The 13,480-nt window shown below is 35.4% G+C and carries 10 protein-coding genes; all 10 read right to left on the bottom strand.

Annotated elements, in window-relative coordinates:
• Window positions 1-12 precede the first annotated feature (12 nt).
• On the bottom strand, window positions 13-1,131 hold the full coding sequence (locus AC5JMK_RS25185; protein ID WP_495911264.1) for an acyl-CoA dehydrogenase family protein: 1,119 nt from the start codon (window positions 1,129-1,131) through the stop codon (window positions 13-15).
• A gap of 268 nt (window positions 1,132-1,399) precedes the next feature.
• On the bottom strand, window positions 1,400-2,215 hold the full coding sequence (locus tag AC5JMK_RS25190; RefSeq protein WP_495911265.1) for a methyltransferase domain-containing protein: 816 nt from the start codon (window positions 2,213-2,215) through the stop codon (window positions 1,400-1,402).
• A gap of 495 nt (window positions 2,216-2,710) precedes the next feature.
• Window positions 2,711-3,853 (bottom strand): alpha/beta hydrolase, encoded by a 1,143-nt coding sequence (locus tag AC5JMK_RS25195; protein WP_495911266.1) that lies wholly within the window; start codon window positions 3,851-3,853, stop codon window positions 2,711-2,713.
• Window positions 3,854-4,013: 160 nt separating this feature from the next.
• On the bottom strand, window positions 4,014-4,526 hold the full coding sequence (locus AC5JMK_RS25200; RefSeq protein ID WP_495911267.1) for an MAPEG family protein: 513 nt from the start codon (window positions 4,524-4,526) through the stop codon (window positions 4,014-4,016).
• Between the two features lie 134 nt (window positions 4,527-4,660).
• Entirely contained in the window at window positions 4,661-5,920 is a 1,260-nt protein-coding gene (locus AC5JMK_RS25205; protein WP_495911268.1) for an acyltransferase domain-containing protein, read from the bottom strand.
• A 100-nt stretch (window positions 5,921-6,020) separates the two neighbouring features.
• A complete protein-coding gene (locus tag AC5JMK_RS25210) occupies window positions 6,021-8,702 on the bottom strand; it encodes an FkbM family methyltransferase (protein WP_495911269.1) in 2,682 nt (893 codons plus the stop codon).
• Window positions 8,703-8,781: 79 nt separating this feature from the next.
• A complete protein-coding gene (locus AC5JMK_RS25215; protein ID WP_495911270.1) occupies window positions 8,782-9,858 on the bottom strand; it encodes an HAD-IIIC family phosphatase in 1,077 nt (358 codons plus the stop codon).
• A gap of 28 nt (window positions 9,859-9,886) precedes the next feature.
• A complete protein-coding gene (locus AC5JMK_RS25220) occupies window positions 9,887-11,044 on the bottom strand; it encodes an acyl-CoA dehydrogenase family protein (protein ID WP_495911271.1) in 1,158 nt (385 codons plus the stop codon).
• Window positions 11,045-11,253: 209 nt separating this feature from the next.
• Window positions 11,254-11,505, bottom strand: coding sequence for an acyl carrier protein (locus AC5JMK_RS25225; RefSeq protein WP_495911272.1), 252 nt, complete (start codon window positions 11,503-11,505; stop codon window positions 11,254-11,256).
• A gap of 67 nt (window positions 11,506-11,572) precedes the next feature.
• A complete protein-coding gene (locus AC5JMK_RS25230) occupies window positions 11,573-12,430 on the bottom strand; it encodes a 3-hydroxyacyl-CoA dehydrogenase family protein (protein WP_495911273.1) in 858 nt (285 codons plus the stop codon).
• Window positions 12,431-13,480 lie beyond the last annotated feature (1,050 nt).

Below are 13,480 nucleotides of genomic sequence, written 5' to 3' on the forward strand. Positions count from 1 at the left end.
AGTTAAATGGTATTAGTTGAGTCCCATTCCCATAAGGTAGTGATCTAAAGCAGGTGAGATACTAAATCTTGAGGGCGGATGAAATGCGAGCGCATGAGCAGAGGCAAATAAACAAGAAACTTCAGGTGAACTGATAAAGGACATACCACCCAATAGTTCCACAGCAGCCTTGGTAGTGCGTTCAATTGCACCTTGTGTAGCAAAACGTATAAACAACGACTTTGCTAGCAGTTCTTCCTCACTGTATTTATCTAGCATGATTGAGTATGCCAATCCCTCGAGTGCTGCCATAGAATTTTCAAGATCAATACCTAGAGATGCTCTCTCAATTGGTGTACCCCTCTGAGCCATGATGACGCGTTCTACCAAAGCACTAGCAATGCCAAGATAAGCAGCTGACATTATGACTTCGAACCAAAGTAGACCTTTAGCTTGAATTGTGTTGATATATCTTGGATCGCCTGCCCGATATAGGCTTTCTTCTGGCAGAAAAACATCCTTAAAAAGGACTTCATCACTTTCTGCACCAGACAAAACCCAATTACCCCAAAATTTTTGCCGTTCTATTCCTGGAGTGTCAGCGGGTAATATAGCCAAAGCCAGCTCTTCTTCTCCTTCAACACTTCCCGGTATCATGATACCAAAAGTGATTAGATCCATTGAGTAAGTTAAGCTGCATGGTTTCTTGCTACCACTGAGTTTATAACCACCAGGAGTTTTAGTTACTTTCATGGTCATGGCAAACATATGTGCATTTGCTTGCCCTTCTGCAAAAGCAGAAGATACATACAGTCTGCGTTGTGCTATATCTTCTATGACTTTGAGTTCAGACTCAGTGCTAGCTAAGTCAGTCAAAACTAAAACTGTACCATGATGCATAGTTGTAGCAACTGCAAGCGAGGGAGAACGGCTAGCGATAGCTCGTTGCATTTGTACAGCTTCGACTAAAGACGCACCTAACCCACCATACTGTGATGGTATCAGTATATTTGTACCACCGTGTTTACGAAATTCTTTTATTGCTGGGTTACCGGGCTTCTCCATTTCTAGTAGCGGGATTTCTGCTAGGGTTTGATCTAGTCCAGGTAAAAATTTTGCCAGTGTTTTCCGTTCTTGTTCTAAGAAGCACATTTAGTTTTCTTCACAAATTGTATCTATGCAAGCTTAATTTTCTCCCGAAACTTTTTAATGCTGTTCTGTACTAGCTAGTAGTTTTGATCACGTAGCCCTAGAACACCGATTCAGTAATCGGGATCATGACGAAAAAACCAAGTTTCGTTGGGTTACAACAAGGAATATTTGGTTGTAAAAGACGTTAAAACAGGGTTTATCAGTCTTGTGTTTTATTAGTGAATCGGTGTTCTAGTAAACAAAGTTAAGAAGTAGGTTCAAGAATTAGTTAAGGTTTATACCCACAAACACAAAAGCCTGTGATAGCGCTGAAGAAATACCCAGTCTGACTGGCTTTCTCTAGGTAAGCCAGCCATTCTCCTGCTTCTTCTGCTGAGATGATTTCTTTCTCTCGTGCATAGTTTGCAGATTTAGCCAAATCAAAAGAATGGCTAGCCATGTTGAAGTCCTTGACAATATATGTCTCCGGATGAACAGATATATCCTTTAACCCCAAATCTTTGAAAATATTAGGTAGTTGATGTGCTAACCAACCGTTGGGAATATTGTCACAGCTAATATTTAGAATTTTTCGAGTCAATTCTCGATGGGGCATATCAACCACTAGTGTTCCCATATCAGGTTCGCTGATATCAATACGTGCGCCTGAACGCGCCACACGTACCATCTCTGCGATCATTTTGACGGGTTCCGATACATAAATCAGCACTCGGTCAGATCGGCAAACATCAAAACTATTATTTGGAAAGTCAAGAGTGTGGGCATCACTTACATAAAATTCCAATGGTAAATCCAAATTTTGAGTTCGTTTACGAGCCTCAGTGATCATAGTTTCACTACTATCAATTCCTACAACTCGACCAGATTTACCAACTTTCTCGGCTAACGCCTGGGCATCGTTACCAACTCCACAACCAACATCCAAAATATGATTGGATTCTTGAATTTTTAATCTAGCAAAGCCTCGATTTTTATAACCTTGAAACCATTCAACTTGGTTTAGGTTATTCAGGTAATTAATATAGTAGTTAGGATCATCAGAATGATCAACTTCTCTAAAACCAAGCAGACCAAGCTTTTCCATGACTATCTTTGCTAAAACGTACAGTAATCAACAAAAGTCTACCGATTGAAACTTGCAGATGAAAAAGGCAAGTGTTCAAAAGCAGAGAACTATTTCATTTGAAAAACTTATGCTTTTCTTACTGATTTGGGCTATGAAAATGAAATTTAATACTTTGTTAATTTTTCCTATTTACATACTACACTAATTTCCTTCAACTTTTAATAAAATTTTTACGATTTATAGTTTTATTTTAAATATATTTTTTATATGAATAATAAATACAAGCAATAAATAAGAGCAGCGATCGCAAAATATAGATATTGTGAACGTTACTCTTTGACAAGTTACATGTGGAACTTACATTATTATCAATAGTAACAACCAAAACCGTTATTGTTATGTATAAAATGGTCAAGTTTGCTATTAGCGTTTGCTATTAAAAATCAGCTAGAGATCGGTCTTCGTATTTTTCAGATGTGTCTATTGGTGATGATAAGTAGTTGAACAAAATTCTTATTTTTTTACTTCGCATGTTACCAAACAATTATTCTGTTCAGAGTCATCAAATTCTTCTGTCTCAGACTGTTCATCTGGTGATCTCGAACCTTTACCTACAAAGCGATCGCTCCACTGACGAGCCACCTTGTACCACAAAGGAGCATTTAATTCTAAATTGATACTATGTCCTGCATTTGGTAGGACGTATATTTGTAACTTTGCTTCTGGTGAAAAATATGGTGCTTCAAATGCTGCTACACTCTCAGCACTATCGCAGATATTTTGAGTACAGAAAGGATTATCTTGTTGTCCAATAACAAGCAGAACTGGAACTTTGATATTTTTTGATGTATTAGATAAAACGGCATCTATCTGTGAGTATATTTCGCTGCCTGTCGTTGTATCCTTAAGTTGTTCATCCAATGCGATAACTTGGGGATCGACGTTTAGCTGATTGTAAAAAAGTTCTGCTCTTGTTTCTGGTATGGTTGTCAAGTAATCATCTGGTATGTTTTGACCACTGAAGTTTGGATCAAGCTGCGCTGAGTAGAACGAATTCAGCGCAAATTGAGCGTACTCTATGTTTAAGTTGTGTAAAAATCCAGTGAGAATAATCCCATCAACACCACCATATTGACTCGCTACATTAACAACTGGACCCAATGAACCAAAGGAATGTCCCACATTGATAATCCGATCAAAACGCACTCCTTCTATTGATCCATTCCGCAGAGCTTGATTGATTTGAGCTAGTACGTAGGTGTTGGATTGCAAATTTACCTGGTCAACAGGTGGACGGGAACTTTTACCAAGTCCTATCCTATCAATATTGAAAGTGGCATAACCAGCTCGCGTCATAGCATTCACATAAGAATAACGCTTTTGTTGATATGGAAAGTCCCAATAATTATGGTTATATGTAAGACCCGAAACCAGAACTTGAACAGTACGCCCCTCAATCGGCAGCTTACTGCATAACTCACCATAAATTTTGTATTGTGGCAATTCATTTGGTGATAATGCTACAGGCAAGTATGTGTCGGAGCACTTTACAGAGGAGGGTGTTGTCGATTTAGCAGCTGCAACTGTAAATGTTTGCAAAGCTATTGCAGATACACTGAATAGAGGCAATAAATTTTGATACAAAAATTGTTTCACTTCTGTTCCTCAATTCAGTAAATTTTTTTGGGAAATGCGATTAAGCAATTTAAGCATGGTTATTTTTTTGGGTGAGTAACATCTTTAGAATTAGAAATTTCTTAGCGGGACTTAGACAAAAAACAACGAGAAAAAAGCCTACTTGAGCTAAATTTACGTTCTATTTTAATAGAGTAATTACAGCATAATAAATGCAGGCTGTACTCCCAAGAATATATACAAACCATGTCAAGAAAAATCCGGTCGCTCTTCCTGGAGAAGGTCCATAGGTTTTGATTAAACCCCATGCGTGGGCAATCCGAGCCACACTTAGGGAACTTCCAAGACACCATAAAAGCCAAGTTTGTGCGTGCATCAACTCTAGAACCAACACGAATAGTAATGCATGGGGTACATATTCAGCAAAATTACCATGAGCGCGAATCTTCCGTTGTAACAATCCATAATCTTGAGGCTGTCCTTTGAAAAATTTCTGAGATGATTGCTCAACCAAAGATGCCCAAGGATTTGGATTTACCAATGGATCGGGTTGTGCAGCTACATCTTCTTTAGATTCACCATGCCAAACTCTTGTTTTTGTTCGTTCAACTGATGCAATATATGATAAAGAAAAAGCTATAAGACCATTAATTCCAATAAAAAGAGTTGAGATAGGCACAGCATTTTCAATCATTATGGTATCCTTACAAAATCTGAGTAGTTTGTAATATTTAATATTACACTATAGTTTATTTTCATACTCAAAAATATTTAGTTTTTTATATAAGGTTCAAAAATTTTACTTTCGTTCAATTGATGAAGCTTAAATTACTCCATCTGTAGACCTTCTAACCATATCTGACCGAGAGTATTAAGCAGAAATGCAACATCAGATTCCTTCTCATATGGATGACGTAATGAAGAGAGTATGGCATGTCCAGAGGTACGTTTTGGATGTTGCGTTGCTATAGCACTTAAAGTGCGTCCGGGTCCAACTTCTAGCAAAATCGGATTTGGCTGTTGAAAAATTTCTTCTAAGCCTTGTGAAAAGCGTACAGTTTGGCGCATATGTCTAGCCCAATAGTTAGAATCTGTAAGTTGTGTTGCACTAATCCAAGTACCACTGACATTAGAGATATAAGGTATATGCGGTGGCTTGAGAGTTATTGTTTCTACATGACTTGTGAATGGGCTTAAGATAGAATCCATTTCGGATGAGTGAGGAGCATGGGAGGTATCTAAACACAGACAAACGACTCCTTTATCGCTTAATTGGTTATCTAATTCCTCTAACCTATTCTTAGGGCCAGAAATCACACATAGATTTGGACCATTGATTGAAGCCAAAGAAAGTTGGTCTCCTAAAAATGGTAAAACTTCCTTTTCTGAAAGCTGGACAGCAAGCATAGTACCACCAGGAAGCTTTTGCATGAGTTGACCACGAGTAGCTACCAACTTTAGCGCATCCTCTAAAGAAAAAACTTCAGCCAGGCAGGCAGCAACGTATTCACCAATACTATGACCTATCATTGCTTGAGGATGTATACCCCATTGTTCCCATAACCTAGCCAAGGAATACTCTATTGTGAACAGGGCACATTGTGCAATTAAAGTTTGCTTGAGTTTTTGAATAGCTTCTTTAAGCTGATTTTGATTAGGGTATATTATTTGGCGAATATCAACTTCCAAATGAGCTTTTAAGAATTCTGAGCATATATCAACTTGTTCTCTGAATGTTTTCTCGATTTGATAAAGTTCCAAACCCATGTTGATGTATTGTGAACCTTGACCAGGAAACATAAAAACAATAAATCTTTTCTTAACTTCTTGAAAACTAGTAAATACATGCTTGTTATCCAAATTCTCCAAGGCATTTATTGCACTATTACGATCATTAAAAACAATCATTCGGCGATATTTGGGATCTCCTTGACTCAAGGAGTTGTCAGTAATCTTATCTAAGCCATCATCAGTAGATTGCTTTAAGCATTCAATTATTTTTTTAGTCGTTGTATCTAACTCAGAACTGGTTGCAGCAGAAATCACTAATAAATTCCAAATATAAAGTTTTTTTAAAATTTTATACATTCATCTCTCCTGTCACTTATTTATGAAAATACATATTTCAAAACCCTTATTAAATCGGGATTTTACAAATGATGCAACATATCACTATATCCAACAATTCCTACATCATCAAATTACGAACAGCATAAACGTTGTGGATATTTGTAGCTGCATATAAATTATCTTGTTCTATCAGGACATCATATCCCTTAGCTTTCAATAAAAAATTTACTTGAGCTAAACGATTTGATTCATCATGTACTTCAATCACAATTTGTCTAATTTTTGGCCAATCATGCTCATTGATTCCTAAAAGCACATCAAATTCACTTTTTTGTACATCAATCTTAAGCATATCTATACGTTTAACATTATTTTCCTCAATGATTCCAGAAATAGTTCTTACCGAACAATTAAAGCTTTGACTTTTAAATCGTTCCTCTAAAAGTTCATCTGTATATTGCAAAACCTGTTCCATTTCAAGCATTCCTGCTTGCTTTTTATTTAGGATAATTGCTTTTAAAACTTGCTTTTCTTCTTCCTCATTGGGATAAAAGGATGACATGCCAGAGCTGTTAGGATAAAAGGTCAGTGTGATTGTCTTATCTACATTAGATAAACCACAGTTAAAAAGCTTTATATTACCCCTACACTTTGATGTATTAGCTTTTAAAATGTTAAAAGTAGGAGGCGAAGGCTCAAAAGTATATATTGTTGCATTATCACATTCTTGATCAGCAAAAAGTGTAAATAAACCAATATTGGCACCTACGTCAAAAATATAATCTCCTGGATTGAATGTAATACCATTCTTGGCATAAACTCTATTTTCATAGATATCTTCATAAAAATGTTCTGTTTCAGCTTTATTTTGGTGAAAAATTTCCAGACCATTTATTAGCTTATAATTTAACCAGTTGACAACTTGTTTATCAGTATCTATCTGATGAGAAATAGCAGATAAAGCCTCTAAATCCTCCTGCTGCGAAGTGTTGTTCTCTATTAATAATTCCTTTGCAACAAAAGTAGCTAAATCAGCCACATTTAAATTTGTAAAAATAGTACCCAAAGAAATTTCTAATTTAAGGTTTTGCCTTATTTTATTAATCATTTGAATAGCTATTAAAGAATGTCCACCCAAATTAAAGAAGTTATCATAAACCCCTATTTGCTTTAAATTAAAAATCTGTTGCCAAATTTCAACTATTTTCCGTTCTATATTATTTCTAGGTGCAACATAGGAATTTTGTAAATTTAAGCGTAGACGTTCATGTTGTGTTACTTCGGAAAAATCTTGCTCCTTTAAAAATAACCTATCAGACGATGATTCTTCTTGCTTAGGTTCTACCTCTTTTTGTTGAGCTTCAAATAAATCAGCAGGTAGAGCAAGTGTACGACAATGCTGCTGATTATAAAAATCAAACCAATTGATTGATAGCCCTGTCAACCAAAGTTTACCTAGTGTATTAAGTACAAAAGCAAATTCTGACTGATTACTGTAATAATTTGGTAATGAAGAGAGTACTAAAGGTTGATTGATTTTGGTATTTGCTGGATGTTGTAGAGTTATACTACCTAGCGTTTGACCTGGCCCAACCTCTAAAAGAATATGTCCAGGGACTTCCAATAGAGTTTCAAGACCATCAGCAAAACGTACTGGTTGACATAAATGCTGCCCCCAGTAATTAGGATCTGTCGCTTCTTCTGCTGTAATCCACTTACCTGTAACATTAGATATGTACGGAATTTTAGGAGATTTAAGGTTAAAGGTTTTAACCAACTCAATAAAAGGTTCTAAAATTTCCTCCATAGTAGGTGAGTGAAAAGCATGACTAGTCTGAATCTGCCTACAAGCTATTCCATCACTTATTAGCTGCTGTTCTAACTTTGCCACCGCTTCTACAGAACCTGCAATGACAGACAATGTAGGACCATTGAGAGCAGAGAGGTAAATACCCTCTGTAAGTATTGGCTGGATTTCTAATTCTGAGAGGGCTACTGCCAGCATCGCCCCAGTGGGTAATGACTGAATAAGTTGACTTCTTTTGACAACTAAAGTCAAAGCATCCTCAAGAGATAAAACACCAGCTAAACAAGCTGCAACATATTCACCTAAGCTGTAACCAATGAGCATTTGAGGCTTGACACCCCATACCATCCACATTTGAGCTAGTGCATACTCAATGACAAACAGTGCTGGTTGAGCAATATCTGTTTGATTCAGCTTTTGAGCATTTGTGTCTACCTCTACTTGAGTTCGGCGTAGCATTTGCCGCAAATTGAAAGTAGAAGATATATCTGCAATTAAACTGTTTGCCTGTGAATTTGGCTCAATTTTTGTTCCTTTTGGATAAAGTATTTCCCGCACATCCACGCCCAAAAGAGGTTTCAGTATTTCTGAACAATGAATGATATGCTGACGAAAGGTTGGCTCAAATTGATAAAGCTGTTGAGCCATGTTAATATATTGTTCTCCTAACCCAGGAAACATGAAAACTACAGTGTTAGGAGAGCCTTGAGTACTCTGACTAAATACACGCTCAGAGTCTCTATTTGTTAATAGATGGATTGCATCTTTTATATCTCTACATACCAACATCCGACGATAATCAAACTCTTGCTGATTTGTTTGTAGACTATAAGCTAAATCAGCAATGTTAATCTGAGAATTTTCTTTGATAAATTTTGCTACGTTATCACTTAATTTATCTAATATAAATTCAGTTTTGGCAGATAACAACAATAAATGTGATTGATTATAAGACTCACAAGAATCAGTCAAAAGAGATTTTGTGTTATTCATGTATGTTGTACTATTTGTATTTTGAATGACCACTATTACCTGATTGAGAATGAGGATCTTTTCTACATAATTTTAGTACTTAATCTAATATTTCTATTTTTACATAATTAGGGAAACTAGGTATGTTTTGAGATTTATGCTGAAAAATAATTACATCATTATCATTATAGTTACTAAATTCTTGAAAATTACTAAATTTATATGTCATATACATAAAACGATTACGCTCATTAGAAAGGAATTCAGCTTGTAAGTTAACATTTTGATTTTTAGCCATACGTATAATATGGTTGAGCATAATCCCACCTACACCCCTAGACATAACACGACAGGACATTAGTAGTAGTTTGATAGTCCATAAACTTTCTTGACATTCTATAAGTGATAGTCCAATTTTGCCATAACTACCATACTTATCATCTAAACTAGCAATCAGTAGTTTGTAATTATCCAATAGTCTAAATTGATTAAGTTCTTCATAGGAATAGGTATATCCAGTTGTATTCAATTGATTAGTACGTAATGTTAATTCCTCTGCTCTTTGTAAATCGTCTTCTTTAGCAGAAGAAATTGTCATGTGCATATTTAGGGTTGCCAAAAATTCTTCTTTAGAACCTACAAACTCTTCTTCATACTTTTTACGTTTAATTTCACTGAAATACATCAGTCTTCTATTTTTGGAATCTTCTGTGATAAACATAGGATGCATTTCTGGCATCTCTAGCATTTGATTTATATTAGCTGCATTAATACACAAAACTTTAGGAAGTGAAAATTTAACGTCTTCTAGTTCAAATTGCTGATCATCTATGAAAGCTACTGTATCTATGCCGATATTGATTGCTTTAGCAATTTCTTCAATAGAATAAACCTTAGAATTCCAATTTATATGCGGATACAAAAAATATTCTTTTAATCCTAGCTCTTCAAGTTTTTCCATTGCTTTAGTATATTCATTTTTACTAGCAATAGATTGCAAAATACCTCTAATATCTAAAGTTTTAATAATATCAATTATATTTTCTTTTAACTGAACGCATTCATCTTCTAGTAAGATACCATTCCATATGGTATTATCAAGATCCCAAATTACACACTTAATTGATTTTTGAATAGATTTTTGGTTTTTTCCTAGTTGATAAGTGGCAATGTTCATAATTTCAAACCTCTCTTACTTAATTAAATTAAGAAAATACACAGGCGTTAGATAAATTTTCTTGATAAGCATAATCAGCAATAGTAATTTGTTGCATCTGAGTACTGCCTTCAATAATTTCCATAACTTTAGCGTCTCGAAAATATCTTTGAACAGAGTAGTCACTACTACAACCATTACCACCATGAATTTGTACAGCATCATTTGCTGCTTTATTGGCTATTATAGAAGCAAAGTATTTAGCAATTGAAGTTTCCATAATTGATCTTGGATTACTTACATCTTTTAGATAACCAGCTTGATAACACAAGAGCCTAGCCGCTTTTACATTAGTTAGCATTTCTGTGATCATTTGCCGTATTAACGCGTGACTTTTAAGATAAGCATCAAACTGCTTTCTTTGATTTGTATATTGAACGCAAGCTTCTAAACAAGCTTGGGCAATACCCACACTACCCCAAGCTACACTATATCTGCCATAATCTAATGCTAGAGAAGCTACATGAGAAAAACCAAAGCCTTGTTTACCAACAATATTGTTCTTTGATATCTTGCAATTCTCTAAATTTAATTCTGCTAACATTGAGGCTCTAGTTCCTAAGATACCTACAATCGGTTTAACCGACAATCCTGGCGTATCCCTCTCAACTATAAAAGCAGTGGATTGACCTTCACATTTAGCAAAAATTAAAAATATCTCAGCAATTTGACCGTAGGTAATCCATTTTTTTTTGCCATTTAATAGATAACAATCTCCTGCAAATTTTGCTGTAGTTTCTACTTTATTGGCATCACTACCAACATTAGGTTCACTTAAGCAAAAAGCACCAATAGCTTCACCAGATGCTAATTTTGGAATCCAATATTCTTTTTGTAACTTACTGCCCCATTTGACAATAGCATGGGAAACCATAGAATGAACAGTCAGCAGACTTCGTAATGAAGAACATCCTCTTCCTATCTCTTCATTTAACATTCCATAGGTAATCATATCCATACCAATGCCAAAATTATTTTTAGGCAAAATAGCACTTAGATAACCTTGCTGAGCTAACTTATCAATTAAAATTTTTGGAGTGTGTTCTTCTCTATCAGCTTTATCAGCATAAGGAATAATTTCTTCATCCACAAATTTTCGGAATGTAATTTTACTGTCTTTTTGCTGAGGAGTTAATTCTATATGCATTGTGACACTAAATATGTATTGTTGAGCATTACTCGCCTTGCTTAGAGCTTTAGAGAGACAAAGAAGGTATTGTAAACCTTCTGTCTTTGCTATAAATTGACATCCTATACCTAAGTCAAAAACTGGATTTTTTACTAATCCATTAGAAAAGCTTTAATATTTTCGTTGAAAAACCCGTGTTTTTGGCTTTGTTGAGAATGACAAAATATTTAAGTCTGTACAGATATAACCATTTTTTTCTGCAATAAATTGTAAATAGAATTTATGCTTTTGAAGTTATCAAACTCCAAGTCTTCATTCTCTACAGTAAATTGAAACTCTTTCTCGATAAAGAGAACTAGTTGTATAGCAAACATTGAGTTGACAAAACTAAGAGAAAAAATATTGTCATCGTCTTGCAGATCATAATCACCAGAGTACTGAGCAATAAATTGTCTGATTTTTAACTTGATGTCTTCCATGATGAGTTAGTTCAATAGTTTTAATGTGATAGATGTCAAAAAATTGGTAGAAAATTCAATGACAAAATCAAGTATTATAGGTGTAGAAACCTTGACCATTTTTACGACCATATAAGCCGGCATCTACCATTTTTTTGAGTAGAGGAGATGGTCTATATTTACTATCATTGAAACTTTCATACAAAATTTCAATTGAAAAGAGAATAGTATCCAAGCCGATCAAATCAGCAGTTTCTAATGGTCCCATCTTATGACCAAAACACGTTTTAAAGATTCTATCTATTTCTTCTGCTGTAGCTACTTGGTCTTGAAGAAGAAAGACAGCTTCATTAATAGTTAACATCAAAACCCGATTAGATACAAAACCTGGAGAATCATTGACTAAAATACATTCTTTACCCATCTGAGCTAGTAGTTTTTTAGCAATTTGAATGGTTGCTTCAGAAGTATGATAACCTCGAATTGTTTCAACTACAGGTTTCAGAGGTACAGGATTCATAAAATGCATTCCAATGATCTGGGCGGGGCGTTGTGTAGCTGAGGCAATACGAGTAATAGGTATAGCAGATGTATTAGCCGCAAATACTGTATCCTTTGGGCAAATAGTGTCTATCTTCTCATAAATCTCTTTTTTGATGAGCCATTTTTCTGTAGCGTTTTCTATGATAAATTCTGCATCTGCTAGTAAATGATAGTTCGTAGAAAAAGTAATTCTACTAATAATCTTTTCAGATTTATCTCCTTTTTCGTTTTTTGTAAAGAAGTTTTGAAATCGTATGTTGTTCTTTATTTCTTGTCTTGCATGTTCCAAAACCTTTTCTGAAATGTCCAGAAGAATTACTTGATGACTGTTTTGGGCTAGACTTTGTGATACGCCTATTCCCATAACACCAGCTCCTACAACACCTACTGTTTTAATATCCATAACTTAGTGTGAATGGTAAAGTTTTAGGGATCTCCAGAAAATAAAATGTCCCGCCCTATCAAATATATTTCGGCTCAACCCAAGGACTGGTAGGCGTTGCGCTCCCAGGCGCAACGCGAGGGCGGGACATTTTATTACTTGGAAAGGCCTTACTGAACGAAGCTCTCTATCCCCTAAGCTCGACTTTATCCAAAATTAAGAACTTGGTTCTCCTTAGGGGAGAGCGCAAAAAAAAGATACCAGCCGTGTTTTGAGTTTATTCGTTGTGCGGCGAGGGATCTGGATGTGACGGCTGGTATCTTTTTTCAGGGCAAGTGCCTTATAGGACAAAAACCATAGCAATAAGAGCAACAACTTTTTCCATGTCACTAATTCACGCTGAAATCGAAAAAGTAAAACTGTCAACCCACATAGGTTTCAGCCTTAGCGATCACATTGCTAGAAAATGGATAAAGTCGAGCTAAGAGTTTTTTTTGAAAAGTACACTCAACCATATATACAAGAAAACAAATGGTTTTGCCTGGCTTTCACTTGTAAATTAAGGACTCTAGCTTTAATACCCATATAAGCTCCATAACTATTGCTATATCTGTAGGTCAGCTAAAAAAGTGGGGGTCAACACCTCAAGTTCGCTACGCAAGCATCTTTGGCAATTTGTACCCTGTACAAAGTATTCAAAAAAAACTTGAAACTTGCTTTGGTATAGAGTTAGCTCTTGTTACTTGAGGCAAAGTTCAGGAGAAAAAACTTGACAACTACCCGTTGATACATAAACTCAACTTAGCCCTTGTAGACAATAAACAGCAAGTCTTAGTTTCTTTGCCGTAAAGTAACCCTATATTTATGGAATAAAAAAAAGTACTTTGAGTCTATCTATCTAAAGATAGAGATAATCGGGGTCATCGTGCTAATTTCAGTAGACCTAAAACATCGGTGATAGGTTAGGATAAAGCGCCTTTTGTCAATCAGTTAAAATACTCAAAATATTTTTAATAAGGGGTAGTGTTACGGAAGCTGCGGCCAGGGGCAAACTAAACAGTTTAGTTTAGA

It is taken from the genome of Pelatocladus sp. (assembly GCF_059505505.1).